This is a genomic window from Virgibacillus sp. NKC19-16 (genome assembly GCF_021560035.1).
Lineage (GTDB): Bacteria > Bacillota > Bacilli > Bacillales > Amphibacillaceae > Virgibacillus_L > Virgibacillus_L salidurans.
On the sequence record NZ_CP074373.1, the window covers coordinates 311,530 to 330,336 of the forward strand.

Below are 18,807 nucleotides of genomic sequence, written 5' to 3' on the forward strand. Positions count from 1 at the left end.
CCAAGAGAGACCTCCTCCATCAGTTAAAATAGCCTCTTACAAAGGGTGTATAAAATGCATAATATAGAGCTAAAAGGCTGGGAAATTGTCCGGTTCAAAGAAGGTACTGCTTCACGTTTGAATGAAGAAGTTGCAGAAGAATTCCCATTTACCGTGATGGTGAATGGCGAGGAGTTTGCAACAATGGTCTGTTCCCCCTCTCACCTTCACGATCTGTTAGTCGGATTTCTCGCATCAGAGGGCATCATCCGCTTTTATGATGAGATGAAACAGATACAAATTGATGCAGACGTTGGATTTGCTTATATTGAACTAACGAAACCGATTAATGCAGACCAACACGACCATTCCAAGCGATTTATCGGATCCTGTTGTGGAAAAAGCCGCCAATTTTATTTTAAAAGTGATGTGAAAACAGCCAAAACGATTAACAGCAAGTTAATGATAACTGTCGATCAATGTTTCGCATTAATGGAAAAGCTACAAATCCAATCGGAACAATTTATTCGAACAGGTGGTGTTCATAATGCCGCTCTTGCAAATCGTGATGAGCTTCTAGCTGTTCGAACAGATATCGGCAGGCATAATACATTAGACAAAATATACGGGCATATTCTAAAAGAGCGAGTGCGCCTAACTGATAAATTGATCGTATTTAGTGGTCGCATTTCCTCTGAGGTATTATTAAAAATATCCAAAATTGGCGCAGGTGTTCTTATTTCCAAATCGGCACCAACAGATTTAGCGCTAAAGCTGGCAAGTGATTTAGGAATTACGGTGATCGGCTTTGCCAGAGGGAACAAGATGAATGTCTATACACATCCACACCGAATTATAGAAGCCAATCGGTAACTGTAATTCGGTGTTTGTATAGATGTAGGAATCTGTGACATTTTTAACAGTTTTTCATAAAAGGTTCTGCTAGAATGAAAGAAAGACATAATTAATAGGAGAGATTATTCCGTGTCTATGTTAACTGATAAATTAGGTCGACCACTGCAGGATCTGCGGATTTCAGTGACAGACCGTTGTAATTTTAGATGTACGTACTGTATGCCAAAGGAGATATTTGGCAATGATTATGCATTTATGCCGAAAGACCATTTATTAAATTTTGAGGAAATCGAACGGTTGGGGAAAATATTTGTCCAACTTGGGGTCAAAAAGATCCGCTTAACAGGTGGTGAGCCCTTATTGCGGAAAGATCTACCGACATTGATCGAAAAATTAGCTGCTATTGATGGCCTGGAGGATATTGGACTGACAACAAACGCATCGCTTCTGGCAAATATGGCACAGAAGTTAAAGGATGCCGGGCTGAAGCGGGTGAATGTCAGTTTGGATGCATTAGACAATACCCTTTTCCAATCTATTAATGATAGTGGTGTAAAAACAGAACGTGTTTTAAAAGGAATGAAGAAAGCTCGTGATGTCGGACTGGAAGTAAAAGTGAATATGGTCGTAAAAAAAGGGATGAATGACCAGGAAATTGTTCCGATGGCTAAATATTTTAAAGAGCAGGGAATGACCCTACGATATATCGAATTTATGGATGTTGGCCAGACAAATGGCTGGGATTTCAGTAAAGTTATTACAAAAAAAGAACTGTTTCAGGAGCTTTCTAAGCACTTTGAATTAGAACCTGTTGACCCGGATTACCTAGGAGAAGTGGCAAAACGTTATCGGTATAAGGGTACGAATACGGAAGTAGGTTTTATTACATCAGTATCTGAATCGTTTTGTTCCACATGTACACGGGCAAGAATTGCAGCAGACGGAAAGCTTTATACCTGTTTGTTTGCCGGAGACGGCTTTGATTTGAAAGATATTCTCAGGTCTGGTGCCAGTGATGCGGACGTTAAGGCTGCCGTTGTACCAACATGGAAAAAGCGAAGTGACCGTTACTCCGATGAACGGACAGAAGAAACAGCGAAAAACAGGAAAAAGATAGAGATGTCCTATATTGGAGGCTAGTCGCTATCATTTGTTTCGGGGAGGATAAAAAAACAATGGAAGATCGATATTCCCGTCAGACGCTTTTCAAACCAATCGGTGAAGAGGGCCAGAATAAAATCAGGCAGAAGCATGTCCTCATTATCGGCTGTGGTGCTTTAGGGTCCCCAAATGCTGAAAATCTAGTGCGGGCTGGTATTGGGAAACTAACTATCATTGACCGTGATTATGTGGAGTTTAGCAATCTGCAAAGACAGCAACTGTTTACAGAAAAAGATGCGATCGATCAAATGCCAAAAGCAATCTCTGCAAAAGAGAGACTAATAGATATTAATTCAAGTGTAAAAGTTGAAGCACATGTCATGGACGCGACAAGTCAGTCATTAATACCGCTATTGAAAAATGTAGATCTTGTGATTGATGCGACGGATAACTTTGATATCCGCTTTTTGATGAATGATCTGCTGCAAAAATTGGCTATACCTTGGATATTCGGTTCCTGTGTCAGCAGTACAGGGATGAGTTACACGATTTTACCAAAGGAAACGCCTTGTCTGCAGTGCCTACTGGACAGGATCCCAGTGTCCGGTGCTACTTGTGATTCTGTGGGAATTATTTCTCCAGCAGTGCAAATGGTGGTGGCACATCAATCAACAGAAGCACTGAAACTATTGGTGGAAGATGAGGATGCTCTAAGAACAAGACTTGTCACGTTTGATCTATGGAACAATCACTATCAAACGATTAATGTTGAGCGAGCGAAGAATACAGAGTGTCCAGCTTGTGGTGTAGATCCAAGCTATAGATATCTAACTTACGCGGCGCAGACGAAGATGGAGATACTTTGTGGCAGAAACACGGTACAAATCCGTCCAAACCGGGAAATTTATTTGGAGGAACTGGCGAATCGCCTGGAAAAAATTGCTCCTGTAAAAACAAATGATTTTTTACTATCGATGGAGTATCAGTCCTGTCGAATCGTATTTTTCCATGATGGCAGGGCATTGATTCATGGAACGAATTCTATTGAAAAGGCCAAGAGTGTCTATTATCAATTGGTAGGATAGGAGGAAACAATTGTGGTTGAACGGCGAAAACCAATTAAAGTAGATGAAGCAATCTCGCGACTGATGAAATATGCGGAAACAGGTAGTGTTGAGCATGTGCCTATCGAAGCAAGCTATGGACATTTTCTCGGAGAGGATTTAGTTGCAGATCATCATGTACCTCCTTTTGACCGGTCGCCTTATGATGGATTTGCGATACGATCAGCAGATACAGAAACAGCTGCCAGTAACAATCCCGTGTTCGTTGAAGTGATTGGCGAAATTGGAGCAGGAAGTGTTTTTGAAGGGAACGTTGGCGAAATGCAGGCCGTACGAATTATGACAGGGGCTCAAATGCCGGAAACCTGCGATGCGGTTGTTATGTTTGAATCTGTAAAAGAAATGGATATAGACGGAAAAAAGATGATTCAAGTCAAACGCAGATTTCAAGGAGGCGACAATGTTTCCTTTACGGGTGAAGATACGAAGCAGGGGGAGGTCCTAGCATACAAGGGTACATACATTAATCCGGGAATTGTTGCATTACTGGCGACATTTGGCTATAAAAATGTTCCTGTCGGCAGGAAGCCAAAAGTCGGAATTATTGCTACAGGCAGTGAATTATTGGAAGTTGATGAGGCAATACAGCCAGGAAAAATTAGAAACAGCAATGCATACATGGTTTATGCGCAAGTCGAACGTGCCGGTGGAGAGCCTGTTTACTTTGGACAATTCAGTGATGACTTTGAGACCTGCTTCAAACAGGTAATCGATGCACTGCAAAAAGTTGACTTTTTAATCACGACAGGCGGGGTTTCCGTTGGGGATTACGATTATCTACCGGCCATTTATGAAAAATTGGATGCAAATGTGTTATTTAATAAAGTAGGTATGCGTCCGGGCAGTGTCACAACTGTTGCCGAGAAGGAAGGTAAGCTATTATTTGGTCTATCGGGAAACCCCTCCGCATGCTATGTCGGATTTGAGCTTTTCACAAGGCCAGTTATTCGTACATTCTTGCATGCATTTCATCCGGTTTCGAAAAAAGAAATCGCAATACTTGGTGCTGATTTTCCAAAGCCGAATCCCTTTAATCGTTTTGTGAGGGGGCATTTAACATACAGCGAAGGAAAGTTGGTTGCTACTTCTGTAGGGTTGGATAAATCAAATGTTGTTTCCGCTTTAGGGGAAGCGAATGTACTCATTGTCCTGCCTGGTGGAACAAGGGGATATGAAGCAGGCGATGAAGTTAATGTGATTTTGCTGGAGGATCAAGAAGGAACAAAGTTGGCTGATTTTTTTGAAATAGAAAAAAGGAGCCTGAGCCATGGCTGATACACGCTTTGAAATCACGGAAGAATCGATTCAAATAGAAACCTTGATAAAAAAGGTAGAGCGAAGAGAAGCCGGTGCCATAACGACATTTATGGGAACAGTGAGAGAGTGGACAAAAGGGAAAAGAACCATTTATCTTGCGTATGAGGCTTACGTACCAATGGCAGTCAAAATGCTGGCGAAGATCGGGGAAGAAGTTCAGTCGAAATGGCCGGATACAGAAATTGCGATTACACACCGTGTCGGTCAGTTAGATATTTCTGATGTTGCGGTTGCTATTGCGGTTTCTTCTCCCCATCGGAAGGCAGCATATGAAGCAAATGAGTACACGATTGAACGAATTAAACAGATCGTGCCAATTTGGAAGAAGGAACACTGGGAAGACGGGGAAAAATGGGTTGGCGATCAGCTGGAGAATGTACCATATCTAGAAGGAAAACCGAATATGGAGGGTGTTGAAAAATGATAACTATTTTATTATTTGCCCAGTTACAAGAAGATATTGGTCAAAATCGACTTGAATTGGAACTGGAACAAACCACAGTTACCGATTTAAAAGTGAGCCTGCAGGAAAAATATAATCTCACACAGCTGAATTCTGTGATGACCGCAATAAATGAAGAGTATGCACTGAACGATGATGTGATAAAATCTGGTGATACGGTCGCGTTTATCCCCCTGTAAGTGGTGGATAAGTAGATGGAAATCATCCAAATTGTCGGGTATAAAAACAGCGGTAAAACAACGCTTGTAAAGGCCTTGATTGAAACGCTCGCCGATCAAGGCATTAGAGTAGCATCCTTGAAACATCATGGGCATGGTGGAGCTCCTTTAGGTATAGAAGAAACCGATAGCGAACAGCACAGACGAGCCGGTGCTGTTCTATCAGGTGTGGAAGGTGATGGCCTATTTCAGGTTTCCAAAGAGCAGGCTTGGGATATCGACCAAATGCTGGCAATCTTTAGGCTAATGGATATAGAAGTAGTGATCATGGAAGGCTTTAAGAAGCAAAGTTACAACAAGATCGTTTTAATAAGAAGCGAAGAAGATCTTCACTTATTAAATGAGGTAACAAATATAAAAGCGGTACTAACACCATTGGAATTAAAGCAGGAAAACTATGCTTATCTGGTTTTTAAAAAAACAGAGATGGATGCTTTAGTTGAATGGATCAGTCTTAGGATCCAATAAAAAAGAGACATTTTCCATGTCTCTCATCAGTCTAGTCAATATTACAGATCTTAATCGGACATTGTTCACAACCAATTTCATCTCTCAGAAATTGCATATCTTTGATGAAAATTTTCCCGGATTTCCCCGTGGAAATAACATCTTGTTTCCTGAGGTCGACTAACATACGGTTAGCACTTTCGCGGGTGGCGGCACAAAATGCTGCCAGCTCCTGATTCGTTAAGGGCAAATCGATGAGAATACCATTATCTTTTTCGATTCCGTAACTGTTTGATAGACGGATGAGTGTTGAATAGAGGGCGCCTTTTTTCCCGTTTAGAAGCAAGTCTCTAATCTTGTATTGAAATTTTCGCATTTCATTGCTGACCCATTTCATAAATTCAAAGGTAAGTTCACTATTTTGCATTAAGTCTTTTTCTAATTTATCTTTATTAATAGCAAGGACTTCACCCGATGTTAATACTTTCGCATTGAGTAAGTATGTTGCGTTATCACTGAATAAGGTTAGTTCGCCGACAACGTCATCTTTTTTGCAAATTCTTAGTGTTAACTCTTTTCCGTCTTCACCAAGCTTGCCGATTTGTACCAGTCCTGATTTTACCAAATAAATGTCGTGAGCATCCATACCTTCTTGAAAAAGAAAGGTATCCTTATGAATTTCCTTCGTTGTACCGATAGAGTCCAAAAGGGCACGCAGTTGATCAGATAGTAATTCTTCATGACGGTTTTTTGTTAGCAGACTTGCTTGCATTAAACTAACCCCTTTCCTATTAGGAGAATCATGATCGAACGTATACGTCAATTGTATCACCTGGGACATTTAATTGTAAGTTTGAAAATAACAAAATTGTGACTTTTGTTGTATGGAAGGAGCATTCGAAATGACAGGAAAATTAAAGGGAGTCATTCTCGCTGGTGGAATGTCAAGACGATTTGGTTCACCGAAAGCGTTCGCTGAAAAAGATGGTGTTCCATTTTATCAACATTCTATTGCATCATTGAAGCCTTTTGTTACTTCTACGCTTATTGTAACAAATCCTAAACTGCAACCATTGTTTAAACAAGAAGATGAAAGTATTCCAGTTGTAAATGACCTGGATAGTTACCTGGGCCAGGGACCGCTTGCCGGGATTTACACTGCAATGGAAACCAGCAGATCTGAGTGGTATATAGTCATTCCTATTGACGTACCCTTTATGGAAACTCGTGTAATAGAAGAGCTGGTCCGTGCCATCGATTCAGATGTGGATGCTATTATCCCTGTTGTCTCCGGAAAAATGCAGCCGCTCATTTCCATTTTTCATCATTCTTTAAAAGATAAAATCAAAAATCAGCTGGATAATGGGGAACGAGCTGTTGACCTATTGTTGAAAAGGCGTAATGTCAATTATATACAATTGGATCGTGAAAAAGCCTTTATTAATATAAATCACCAATCGGATTACCAAACGTTTTTATAAGGAGGGGATCATATGGCACACGATCATCAGAAGAGCTCTCCCGTAAATTGTGCAGTGATAACGGTCAGTGACACTAGAAATGTAGAGACAGATAAAAGCGGCAGACTGATTATGGAGTTACTAACTATCGCGGAGCACAAGGTTAACATGTACGAGATTATCCGTGATGATAGTGAGATTATTAGAGGTACAGTTGAAAAAGCGATAAAGCATCCAGCGGTTGAAGCGGTGATTGTAAATGGGGGAACGGGAATTTCTTATCGGGATGTGACAATCGAGTCGATTCAGCCATTGTTTGATAAAGAATTACCGGGCTTTGGTGAATTGTTCCGCTATCTGAGCTATCAATTCGATATAGGAACGGCAGGCATGCTATCTAGGGCAATCAGCGGTGTGGCCAATAACCGGGTTATTTTTTCCACTCCTGGTTCTTCAGGTGCAGTGAAACTGGCGATGGAGCGGCTTATTCTGCCAGAGCTTGGGCATACAGTTAGAGAGGTAAATAAAGATTTACCTGATCAAAGGGATGAAAGGCATTGAAACGGATGAAAATTTTTAGCTTGTTGGTTTTTCTCATTATTGCAGGATGCGGACAAGCTTCTGAAGCTAATAATAAAACGTCAAAGCTTACCATTTCAGCAGCCTCCAGTATGTCGGAAAGTCTTATGGAGTTAAAAGAAGCATTTGAAGCGGAGTATCCAACGATTGAGCTTACATATAACTTCGGCGGGTCAGGAACATTACGCAGGCAAATTGAGCAGGGTGCCCCAATCGATTTGTTCTTTTCAGCTTCTAAGAGAGATTATGAAGCGTTGAAAGAGGATGGCTTGATTGAAAAAGGAACTGCCATTCTTGAAAATAAATTGGTCGTAATTACATCTGATCATGTGACGCTTAATTCGTTTGAGGAATTTTTGCAATCGGATAACGAAATGGCTATCGGCACGCCGGTTGCGGTACCAGCCGGTTCCTATTCCAAAGCGGTGTTACAGGAAATGGATGTATGGGAAAAATTGGAGGAAAGGCTTGTCTTTACAAAAGATGTCCAGCAAGTACTTACCTATGTAAATGATGGAGCCGTCGATGTGGGGATGGTTTATTTGAGTGACCTATATGGAGCGGAAAATGTAAACATCCTTGAAGAGGTTAATCCTAGTTACCATCCGCCGATTGAATATTTTTCAGCATCCATTCAAAATGGGGGTAGCAAAAAGGATGAAGCGATAGAAATATTTTATAACTATGTGCAAAGTGAAAAAAGTATGGAGCTTTTCGAACGGTATGGATTTCAAACAAAGCCTAAGGAGAATGAATAATGGAATGGTCTTGGTTTCCGGTGCAGCTTTCTTTTCTTGTGGCTACCGCAGCAACAGTTATTACCTTTTTCTTAGGAATACTTGCGGCTTATTGGATGGTAGCGAAGAAGGTTAAAGGAAGAGCGATTATTGAAACCATCTTCTTTCTGCCGCTCGTGTTGCCGCCGACAGTGATAGGTTTTATGTTAATCATCATTTTCGGTAATAACAGTTTTGTGGGGCGAGCGATTGAAGCATTTACCGGGAGGAGTGTATTATTTACAGTTACGGCTGCCGTTATAGCTGCAGCTGTTGTATCTTTCCCTTTAATGTACCAATCTCTAAAAACAGGGTTTCTATCTGTTGATAGCAACATCCTGGGAGCTGCAAAAGTAGATGGGGCGACGGATTGGAAATTATTAATATTAATCGCTATTCCTTTAGCTTTTCGGTCGATTGTGACAGGAGTCATATTAAGCTTTACAAGAGCATTTGGTGAATTTGGTGCTACGCTGATGTTTGCGGGGAATATTCCAGGCAAGACACAGACCATTCCTACTGCGATTTATTTTGCTATAGAATCCGGACAGACAAATGTAGCTTGGTATTATGTGTTGATTAGTATTAGTTTTTCGTTTGTTCTTTTGTTAATTATTAATCAGACTAGGGTGAAGAGGTAGTAGTGGTGCTATGCTAAACCCATTGTAATGTGGACGAGCGCGGGACGAATTCGTGCGAACGCTGGATGAGCATGTGTGAGCACGGGACAAAAGCTCACGAACGCGGAACGAACGGATGTGTGCGCGGAACCAATGCTTATGAGCGCGGAAGGAGTTCCCACGAGCGCGGGACAACCGATTTTGATACGGTGACCTACTTTTCGCACCATAAAATAAGCACAATATCACCACCCATGAATACTATAAATTGATCTTTATTTTTATGGGAGGTGTACGTGATGGCGATAAAGCCACCTATTCTGCAGCCTGGCGATACGATAGGTGTTGTAACACTGGGCAGTCCGCAATCTGCAGCTGTTATCAATGATCGAATCCAAACACTGCAGGACCTGGGATTTCAGGTTGTGCTTGGTGAACACGTCTATGCGGCGGATGGCTTTCTTGCCGGAACAGATGAGGAACGTGCCTCTGATTTGATGAATATGTTTGCCGATGATAGCGTGAAGTTGATTTTGCCAACTAGAGGTGGCGTCGGTGTCGCTGGTATTCTTCCCTATCTTGATTATTCTTTTATACAAGAAAATCCCAAATTAATAACCGGATATAGTGACATTACCGTGTTATTGAATGTATTGGCCCAATACGCAAACCTCATCACCTTTCATAGCCTTATGCTGATTAATTTTTCCCTAAGTACTCCTAGCTATAATTATGATCAATTCTTTGCAGCAACTTCCGTTATGACTTCCCAAAGACAAATTGAAAATCCCCCAGAGATGCCCCAAATTAGCAGGGTTAGCGGGAATGTAACTGGACCTATTGTTGGCGGGAATCTCACATCATTTGTGGATACGCTTGGTACACCTTATGAGATCGATACGAGCGGGAGAATTCTGTTACTGGAAGATACACATGAGCCGGTTAACACAGTTTATAGATATATGAATGCCCTCAAATTGGCTGGAAAATTTGAGGATTGTATTGGTATTGTGATGGGAGAATGCCCAGAATGTCCAGTTTCATACGGAGTGACGTATGAAGATTTAATCAATAACTTTCTTGTTCCACTAGGGAAGCCATTGATGACGAATGTTGCAACAGCACATGGGGCTTATAAAGCAACAATTCCAATTGGTGCAACGGTCAACCTTAATACGATAAATAATACGCTGACTGTAATGGAATCAACGGTTAGCTAACCATAGGTAAAGCTTATTTTAGGCACAATTCCGAATGAATTAAGAAAGATGATAATTCGACAACTTACACCACTCATGCCCTAGACATCCCCCACCCAATACAGTATAATTTTTCAACAAGAGAGGTGCTTAAAATGAAGTTGGAGCAGCGGATGTTAACTCCCTTTGTAAAAGCAAAATACTTATCAGAACCCAATTTTAGAAGATATACAAGTATCATTCATTACTTATACCAGCAGCATGAGTACTATTATGGTCCTCCTGCTTTGCCGAGTGATATTTATAATCATATAGTAGAAAATGACTCCTTGCAATTGTTCGAGAATTACACAGAGAAACAACTGGATGAAGATTTAAAACAGCTTGAGGAATGGGGAAATGTCGTTTCACATGCGGATAATGCCAGAGTCAGCAAAATCCAGGACTACAATCGAAGTAGATTGCGCTATCAGTGTTCCGATGAAACAATTGAGATAGAACGTATGTTAGAAAAGCTCGATGGTCAAATCCATCGCATAAAAGGTTCCCTGGATTCGAAAATGGTCAGTTCGTTGGCAGCGCTTGTATTGCAATTTCAAAAAATGGAGTTTCAGGCCCCACTAACGAAAGAAGAACGCGCGGAGTTTCATGAACTTTGGACAGAGATTATCAATCGGTTTAAGACTTTAAGAGAAGAAGCATCGGATTACTTAGGTATCATTCAGAGCAGAAACATTGAAGAAGCGATGGAAAACAAAGATATTAGTGCATTCAGGGTGAAATTCACGAACTATTTGACAGATTTCATTATAGCCTTGCAAAATAACACACTTGTTATTGAATATGCATTGAAAGATATCCAGGATAAAGGCCTGGTTGATCGGGCTACTCAAGAACTGATTATCTACCAGAAGGACAAGCCCAATCTTGAAGAAGAAATCAAAGATGAAGAGATGGCAGAAATCTATCAAATGCAATGGAGAGGGATTCAAAAATGGTTTGTTGAAGATGAATACGGAGAGCGGTATGTTGACTATCTATTAACCCAAACTAATGAAACGATTAGTAAATTCATGAAATTTCTGGAACAACTCACCGAACGCGAACAACAAATGAAAAGTAAAAAGCATGAATTTCTACATTTGGCAAAATTGTTTGAGGAAGAAGCGAACTTCGATCATTGCTTGAAAATGTTCGGAGCGATCACCAACATTGAAAGGCCACCACATTTCTTTTCCGAGCGAAATCAAGAAATTTATGCTGATGAAACAATTATCGAACAAGGTTCAGAAATCAAGCCACTACAAAACGTCAAAACAGTTGGCATCAGAAAGAAAAAGCAAATAGCCGTCATTGAACCGAGCGCGGAAGATAAACAGTTATTGGAAAACTTGAGACGACAGAAGGCCTATGAGGAGCAACAACTGGAGGAATTCACACAAAGAGGCAGGGTTGCGTTGGGCGAAGTAGAAGAAATAGAAAACTTTATTTTATATGCCATTCTGGATTGGATCAGCAAAGCAAATTCCACAACGGAAAAACGCGGCAAGACGGATAACGGCGTTAATTACCATATTGCAAAAAATAGTGATCAAATGGTAAGCGTTCATACAACAGAAGGAACACTAACAGTCGATGATTATGTCATTCATTTCGAGGTGTGAAAAGTGATAGATGTAGTAGAGGGAAACAAAAAACAAATTAGTGAAGAAGTGCAGCGTTGCATTAGGCTATTAATCGAACGCTTTTGGATTACAAGAGATGATAATGAGGAATTATATTATCTCATCAAAGATAATGAAGCAGAAATTAAAGCATTTTTTCGGGACACGTTTCGCTACCGCTTGATCATTACCCATGATTTAGTAAAACTCGAGAAAGTTCCTGTCAAAACATACAACTGGATGGGAAATAAAGAGGTAAAGAGTCAGACCACCTTCAAAAAACAACGTGACTTTGTCTTTTTGTTTTGTATACTAGCATTTATTGAGGGCAAAGGAAGAGACGACCAGTTTTCGCTGCAAAATATATGTGAGGCAATTCAGGCATATTACCCACAAGCAGACGACAGGGAGCATGTAACGATTACCTGGAAAGAAGGTTCCGGTTATCAAAACCGACTCTCCTTAATCCGTGTCTTAAAATACGCGTTGAAAATGAAGTTGATTGTTGAAGTGGATCAACATCTGGAAGACTTTGCCGCGGACGATGAACACGACGTATTATTTGAGCGAACACCATATGTTACTTATTTTATTCGTAATTTCAAAGATTTATTTGCATGGAAAACCTATAATGATTTCAAGGCGCACCTGGATAATGAAAATGACGAATATATCGATGGGAAACACCGATTTTATCGGCGCCTGTTTTTAGAGCCAATTGTTTATCATCATGAAATAACGGAAGATGAACAAGATTATGTGAAGCGGTTCTATCATAAGATCGAAAGCAATGTTCACAAATATACAGGCTATGAATACGAGCGCTATAAGCATAACTCGGTATTAACGAAAACAACGATGGCTTCCGGTGAAGTAGTCCACCCTGCCGAAAATATGCTGTCAAACCTTATCTTGAGATTCGCCGGGTGTATACTGGAAAATCAGACAGACTATGAATTTTCATTTACGAATGAAGTCGACATGTCCAATAATGAAATACAGCAGATTCTAACAAAACTAAAGATGAGCGACTCCCGTTTCTGGTCGAAAAGTTTTAAGCAAATGACCTCCGAAAACCTACGAAATGTTGTTACAAATTATCTGGTGAACTGGAATTTTGCAGATGTGAAAGATGATAAAACACTGACATTAAAAGAAGGGCTTTTCCGTATTGTTGGGAACTATTCCAATGAACATACAAAGGATAAGGAGGGAAATCAAACATGAGCGAAACAGTAGACAAATGGCAAATGCATCGTGCGAAATTATTTAGCTTCTGGTATTATCCGGATCAGGAATTTTATTTTACAGATGGCTGTGCGGTACTCCGTGGACATAATGGCAGTGGTAAATCGGTAACGACCCAAAGCTTAATTACTGTATTACTGGATGGAGATGTACGGAGTCACAAACTGGACCCTTTCGGTGGAAGAGAACGTAATATCACGGACACTGTATTGGGTGAAGAAGGTTTACTCGGGATTAATGAACGCATCGGCTACATTTTACTGGAATTTAAAAAGGAGAATTCACAAACTTACAAAACAATCGGGATGGGAATCGAAGCACGGAGAGGGAAAGCGCAAAACAAGGTCTGGTATTTCATTGTTGATGGCAAACGCTTTGGTAACGGTGAAGGATTTCTCAAGCTTTATAAAGAAGAAATCATCGAGGGATCACTTAAAAAGCTACCTTTAAATGAAAACCAGCTTCGTAATCTGATCGAAACAGAAAATCGCTGTGGAAGAATTTTCACCGACAGGAAAGACTATGCCGACAAAGTAAACAAGCATCTATTTGGGTTTGATACACTGGAAAACTTCATGGGACTGATTGATTTATTAATTCAAATCAGAAGTCCAAAGCTAAGTGATAAAAATAGACCAGAAGGCGTGGCAGAAGTGATTAATGACTCACTCCCCCAACTGACAGAAGGCGAATTACGCCCGTTAACAGATTCGATTGAGTCCATTGATCGTATCGAAAAGGATTTGCAGGATACAAGAAAAGACTTGAAATCCATGGAAAAACTAAATGATGTTTTTGTGAAATACAACCAGATCGCATTGGTTGAAAAGGCGACGGAATATAGGAAAGCAGAGAAGTCTTTAAACAAACTGAAAACCGAAATCTCCCAAAGAGAAAAAGAAGTAAAGAAACAGAACGAGCGATTAGAAGAAATCGAGTCAAGTCGAACAAAGCTGTCTAACCAGCTGGAGGTAAAAAGGGAAGAGCTAAATTCACTTGGTGTGAAAGATATTGAGGAAATCGAGGGACGTAAGCAGGAAGCAGAAAGAGACTTTAACGTCTTAAGTCAAACACTACAATCTTTAAACGAAAAATTAGATAACACAGTCAAGCGGAAGCAAGAGGCGCAAAAGAAAAAAGAAGCAATGGAAGCAGATCTTTATACATTTGAAAAGGAATTTAAGGGTTTTATCCAGGAACTTGATAGTATCACGGAAGAAATGGATTTTTCCAAGCATCATCAATACATGACACATCTGGTCGCAAATCAAAATGAACCCGCTTATTCCTTCCTGGCATGGAAAGAAGAGGTGAAAAAATATGGCCAATTCCTAACAACGATTAAATCCGATCTGGAAAAATATGAGAAACTAAGAGACCAACTTGGCCGGATTGATAATGATTTAGGCGACATTCAAATGAAAATTGACGCGTCACAAACCGTTATTAGTGACTGCAAAGATAAAATAGATGAAGAAATTATAAATGTAGTAGAGGCAGTGCAGCAATGGGCCGATAATACGACATCACTAAAAGTCGACCAAGAAACGAAAGATAGTCTGATTGAAGCGGTAGAAGATGTATTTGATCAACTATCAAAAGAAGCTTATCTTAACCCGTTAGAAATGTTATATCAACAGCGAAAGGAAGAAAACCAATCAAGAAAAGTATCCATTTCCCATCAAATTAGTCTCCTAGAAACGGAAAAAGCAAACATAGAAAGTGAGATAACCGAATGGGAAAATAAAGAAGAGATAGAACCAACCTTTGTTGAAAAGAAAAGAAAGGCTTGGAAAGCACTCACAGAAGCCGGAATTGACTACGTGCCTTTTTATGAAGCTTTTGAATTTGATGAAGCTATTAACCCCCACGAGGCGCTAAATTATCAACATGCGCTAATGGAATCCGGAATTCTTCAGGCAGTAATCGTAAAACCGGAAGATGTCGACAAAGCGAAACAGTATACAACTGTCTTGGAATATGGAGACAGGCAAAAAAGTAATTTAGCAACCGTGCTAAAATCAAGTCATGGCAGTCATTTGGAAAAGGTGCTCACCTCCATTTCAGTTGAGGAAAAGAACGGGACGTATATTTTAGCTAGTGGTGCTTTTAAAAGTGGCCTCGTAAAAGGGAAGGCATCCCAGCAGGAAGATGCTCTATTTATTGGAAAAGCAGCCAGAGAGATGTACCGACAGGAAAAAGTCCGCAGTCTGAAAGAAGCTCGGGATCTAACAGATGAACAAATAGCGGAACAACAAAGCAGGCTTACACAAACAAAAGAAGCACAGGCTAACATGGAAGCAGAATATGAATCTTTCCCATCTTTAGCTAACTTATCCGAATTATACACCAAAATAAATACCGAACAGCAAACTATCACACAAATCTATGAACCTTCACGAAAAAAATTGAGTGACGAATATAGCGACATAGATGAGGAAAGCAAGAAACTATTGGTACAAATTAAAGCAAAACTGGATTTCACGGAACTTGATTTAACCATCGAGGCGTTCGAGACAGAGCTGAGGAATCAACAGGACTACATGCAATGTTTGCAGGATATGGAAACTTCCTTCACGAAGAAAATGAATGCGAAGGCAAGTTTTGCTGACTATAGTGATCGCTGCACAGAATATGAAACACAAGTTGATGAAAACCGTTCCGATGTCCTGGACAATGAATCGAAACAGGACAAGGCCAAAGAGAGAATTTCCACCTATGAAAACCGGTTAAGGGAAATGGGCTCCGAAGACATTCGCAATAGAATTACGGAACTTACCCAGGAAATCAATACATCCATTCCGGAACAATTAAATGAAATAGTGACAGAACATGCGAATGTCGTACGTGATATTGAGACAGGAGAACAATTTATTACTGAGAAAAAGGAAAATGAAGTCCCTTTTAAAACAGTGGTTCATGAAGCGTGGGAGAAAGAATTCCAGGCACATTATAAACTGGGTTATCTGGTCGGTGAAAATGACGCATCCGATTACTTGGAGATCGCCGAAGAAATTGAAAAGCAATATGGCTCGATGATTGATAAGAAAAGGGAGGAAATCGAGAAAGTAAAAAATAGATTGACGAATACCTTCAATACCCAAAATATTGAATTATTCCATTATGAACTGGAAATGCAAACAGCAAAATCCGATTACCTTCCATCTTTTGATACGGATGATGATAGTAAAAATGCAACATTAAATTTGATGAGTGATCAATTGTCACGCATTATTGTCACCATGAATGTCGATGGAGAACGCGTTCCACCGACATACGCGGTAAAACATTTGACAGAGCGTATCGAGCGGTTGGATAGAGACATCAATGAGAAGGATCGCGACTTATATGAACGTATCCTGGTCAACACATTGGGCGATACGATCCGTAGAAAAATTACCTATGTACAGCGCTGGGAAAAAGAAATGAATAAATTTATGGAACACGAAAATTTAATCAAGTTTCGCTTGTCATGGAAACCGAAGAAAAAGGAAAATGAGGAACAGCTTGATACATTGAAATTGGTGGAAGCATTGAAAAGGGATAGTCAATGGATTGATGTTGACGAGATAAGCAGCCATTTCCGTTCCAAAATCAAGATAGCCAGACGCAGGCACGAAAGCCAAACCCATAAGGAATATAATTTAAAAGAAATCATGCGTGAAGAATTGGATTACCGTAAATGGTTTGAGTTTGAAATCTACTTTACGAAGAAAAATGACAAAGAAAAGAAATTAACGAGAAACACGTACGGGGAATTAAGTGGCGGACAACGCGTGCTGGCAATGATCACACCGGTGCTGGCAGCATTATATGCAAAATACTCGGAAGCAAGTGAGACCTGCCCACGAATTTTTACATTGGATGAAGCATTTTCACGTGTGGATGATGATAATATTAATATCATGTTTGAATACATCCGCAAATTGAATTTCAATTATATACTCAATTCCCAATCGTTATGGGGATGCTACGCGTCTGTTCCGTCCCTCAATATATATGAATTGAGTCGTCCGGAAAACAGGCCACATGTATTGATTGATTCGTATTACTGGAACGGAAAGAAAAAAGTCAGAACAGAACAATTGGAAAGTGGGGAAGAGCGGCTTGTCACCTCTTGATGAGATTACAACTATTTTCAGACGCGAAAAGGGGTTCTACCGCCTTTTCTCCCTTTTTATAAAAAAATATAAAAGCTATGAACGTGTCGAAAAAGGTATATCCGTCGTGTTGAATAATCCAACGCCTGATGAAAAACGTGCCATATCCGGTTTTATCGGTAAGGATTATTCGAAAAATAGCACAATAAAATTAACAGCAGCAACAATGGAAAAAGCTATTTTAAAAACGAAATATGGTAAACAGCTGGATTCCGTCTCGTTTCAAGAAATCGTAGAAGCCTATTTAGGCGTGCCACTAGTTAGTAATCGGGAAGAAGAAGAGCTTTTCCTGACAGATAGAAAAGCCTATTTCGATAACTTGGAAAGCACCTGCAGTTCCAGTCTTTTTGTGGCACTAATTGATTGGATCAGAAGAACAAAGAACAATCGATTTTATCAAATGTACAATAATGACACGGTATCTTTAACCAAGGTGATGCATTATTTGGATAACGCATTTGCATTATTACCGTTAGAAAACTATGAATACCTAGCTGTTTTCGCTTCTAATGCAACCGGAAATCCACATGCTTTTGACGTAAATGAGAACGAAGGAAAGCTGTTTATTTATGCATTGCAAATTATCCATTCCTTAGAGAGTGATTGGGAAATCAGGGAATTGAGTGCAGAAGAAAGAGCAGAACTATTATATGAATTTCACATCCTGACAGATGACTTATTAAATTTTGTTTCCGTATTTCAAGCAACAGGTAAAAACAAAAACGGCATCGATAATATGCTCCTATATGGTGCGAGTCAGGAAAAATCCTTTTTTCATTTACCATTAAAAGAAGTGGTTAAATTGAGCAGTGTCACGTCAGCTTCAGGCAAAAAACGTCTGTTTATGATCGAAAATTCCAGTGTAGCTTCGCATGTTGTAAGTGAACTATTGAAGCATGATATTGATGAAACCATCGTATCAGGAAACGGACAGTTCAAAATCGCAACCCTGAAATTCCTTGATGCGTTTGTCGAAAATGGCGGGACTGTTTATTATAGCGGTGACTTTGACCCAGAGGGAATACTGATGGCATTTAAACTGAAAAAGCGATATGGTGATAGGTTGAACTATTGGAACTATGATGTAAAAAATTACCATGCGGCACTATCTCATGAGCCGATTTCGGAAAGAAGATTAAAGCAATTGAACAATATAAATGATCCAGCATTACAGCCATTGATTCAAGAAATAGCGGAAATAAAGCAGAGCGGTTATCAGGAAAAGATGTTGGTAAAGATTGTGGAGAATTTGAAAGGATTGTAGTGGGACGAGGGGAGTAGGCTGCTCGTCCCACTTTTTGATAAGCGGTACGAGCAGGACATGCGTCCCTGCTCGTACGATTTATTTTTTTAGATAAGCGACGATAAGGTTTTAATCAGGCATTGGCAGGTATTTAACGGAGGTATTGTATGCCTGGAACTAATTAAGATTAAGCCAAAGTGAAAGTTGTGTAAATATATTGTAGAAATGAGTACATTTGTATCCAACATTATCTCTCGTTATTTGTCACGCTTCTTTCCCTCCTCATGCATTTCCCGTCTAATTTCTTTCACAAGGTCTACAACATCTTCTTCTGTCTCAAGCCCTAGCCTTTCA

The 18,807-nt window shown here is 40.0% G+C and carries 17 protein-coding genes; 16 read left to right on the plus strand and 1 reads right to left on the minus strand.

Annotated elements, in window-relative coordinates; translation table 11 throughout:
- Positions 1 to 54 precede the first annotated feature (54 nt).
- The 7 genes from fdhD (at position 55) to mobB (ending at position 5,525) form a co-directional block, all read left to right on the plus strand.
- On the plus strand, positions 55 to 852 hold the full coding sequence (gene fdhD / locus KFZ58_RS01755; RefSeq protein WP_235793162.1) for a formate dehydrogenase accessory sulfurtransferase FdhD: 798 nt from the start codon (positions 55 to 57) through the stop codon (positions 850 to 852).
- 117 nt (positions 853 to 969) lie between these two features.
- The gene (moaA, locus tag KFZ58_RS01760) at positions 970 to 1,974 is read left to right on the plus strand and encodes a GTP 3',8-cyclase MoaA (protein ID WP_235794631.1); all 1,005 of its coding nucleotides are present in this window, start codon (positions 970 to 972) and stop codon (positions 1,972 to 1,974) included.
- 35 nt (positions 1,975 to 2,009) lie between these two features.
- Positions 2,010 to 3,020, plus strand: coding sequence for a MoeB/ThiF family adenylyltransferase (locus tag KFZ58_RS01765; RefSeq protein WP_235793163.1), 1,011 nt, complete (start codon positions 2,010 to 2,012; stop codon positions 3,018 to 3,020).
- A 9-nt stretch (positions 3,021 to 3,029) separates the two neighbouring features.
- Positions 3,030 to 4,334: a molybdopterin molybdotransferase MoeA gene (locus tag KFZ58_RS01770; protein WP_370642485.1), complete on the plus strand. Its 1,305-nt coding sequence runs from the start codon at positions 3,030 to 3,032 to the stop codon at positions 4,332 to 4,334.
- Positions 4,327 to 4,800 (plus strand): molybdenum cofactor biosynthesis protein MoaE, encoded by a 474-nt coding sequence (locus KFZ58_RS01775; protein ID WP_235793165.1) that lies wholly within the window; start codon positions 4,327 to 4,329, stop codon positions 4,798 to 4,800. Before KFZ58_RS01770 ends, KFZ58_RS01775 begins: the two co-directional genes overlap by 8 nt.
- The gene (locus KFZ58_RS01780; RefSeq protein ID WP_370642388.1) at positions 4,797 to 5,018 is read left to right on the plus strand and encodes a MoaD/ThiS family protein; all 222 of its coding nucleotides are present in this window, start codon (positions 4,797 to 4,799) and stop codon (positions 5,016 to 5,018) included. Before KFZ58_RS01775 ends, KFZ58_RS01780 begins: the two co-directional genes overlap by 4 nt.
- Positions 5,019 to 5,033: 15 nt before the next feature.
- The gene (gene mobB, locus KFZ58_RS01785; RefSeq protein WP_235793166.1) at positions 5,034 to 5,525 is read left to right on the plus strand and encodes a molybdopterin-guanine dinucleotide biosynthesis protein B; all 492 of its coding nucleotides are present in this window, start codon (positions 5,034 to 5,036) and stop codon (positions 5,523 to 5,525) included.
- Positions 5,526 to 5,556: 31 nt separating this feature from the next.
- Here mobB and KFZ58_RS01790 read toward each other — a convergent pair whose 3' ends face one another.
- Complete coding sequence (locus KFZ58_RS01790; RefSeq protein ID WP_235793167.1) at positions 5,557 to 6,276, minus strand: Crp/Fnr family transcriptional regulator; 720 nt, start codon at positions 6,274 to 6,276, stop codon at positions 5,557 to 5,559.
- 130 nt (positions 6,277 to 6,406) lie between these two features.
- Here KFZ58_RS01790 and mobA point away from each other — a divergent pair, with 130 nt between their 5' ends.
- From mobA to KFZ58_RS01835, 9 genes are all read left to right on the plus strand, one after another.
- Positions 6,407 to 6,985, plus strand: coding sequence for a molybdenum cofactor guanylyltransferase (gene mobA / locus KFZ58_RS01795; RefSeq protein WP_235793168.1), 579 nt, complete (start codon positions 6,407 to 6,409; stop codon positions 6,983 to 6,985).
- A gap of 12 nt (positions 6,986 to 6,997) precedes the next feature.
- Entirely contained in the window at positions 6,998 to 7,525 is a 528-nt protein-coding gene (locus KFZ58_RS01800) for a MogA/MoaB family molybdenum cofactor biosynthesis protein (protein ID WP_235793169.1), read from the plus strand.
- Between the two features lie 5 nt (positions 7,526 to 7,530).
- Positions 7,531 to 8,301: a molybdate ABC transporter substrate-binding protein gene (modA, locus tag KFZ58_RS01805; RefSeq protein ID WP_235794632.1), complete on the plus strand. Its 771-nt coding sequence runs from the start codon at positions 7,531 to 7,533 to the stop codon at positions 8,299 to 8,301.
- Entirely contained in the window at positions 8,301 to 8,960 is a 660-nt protein-coding gene (gene modB, locus KFZ58_RS01810) for a molybdate ABC transporter permease subunit (RefSeq protein WP_235793170.1), read from the plus strand. Before modA ends, modB begins: the two co-directional genes overlap by 1 nt.
- 278 nt (positions 8,961 to 9,238) lie before the next feature.
- Positions 9,239 to 10,159: a S66 peptidase family protein gene (locus KFZ58_RS01815; RefSeq protein WP_235793171.1), complete on the plus strand. Its 921-nt coding sequence runs from the start codon at positions 9,239 to 9,241 to the stop codon at positions 10,157 to 10,159.
- Positions 10,160 to 10,293: 134 nt separating this feature from the next.
- Complete coding sequence (locus KFZ58_RS01820) at positions 10,294 to 11,802, plus strand: TIGR02677 family protein (RefSeq protein ID WP_235793172.1); 1,509 nt, start codon at positions 10,294 to 10,296, stop codon at positions 11,800 to 11,802.
- 3 nt (positions 11,803 to 11,805) lie between these two features.
- Positions 11,806 to 13,029: a TIGR02678 family protein gene (locus tag KFZ58_RS01825; protein ID WP_235793173.1), complete on the plus strand. Its 1,224-nt coding sequence runs from the start codon at positions 11,806 to 11,808 to the stop codon at positions 13,027 to 13,029.
- Complete coding sequence (locus tag KFZ58_RS01830; protein WP_235793174.1) at positions 13,026 to 17,171, plus strand: TIGR02680 family protein; 4,146 nt, start codon at positions 13,026 to 13,028, stop codon at positions 17,169 to 17,171. The genes KFZ58_RS01825 and KFZ58_RS01830 overlap by 4 nt, the downstream gene beginning before the upstream one ends.
- On the plus strand, positions 17,158 to 18,474 hold the full coding sequence (locus KFZ58_RS01835) for a TIGR02679 domain-containing protein (RefSeq protein WP_235793175.1): 1,317 nt from the start codon (positions 17,158 to 17,160) through the stop codon (positions 18,472 to 18,474). Before KFZ58_RS01830 ends, KFZ58_RS01835 begins: the two co-directional genes overlap by 14 nt.
- Positions 18,475 to 18,807 lie beyond the last annotated feature (333 nt).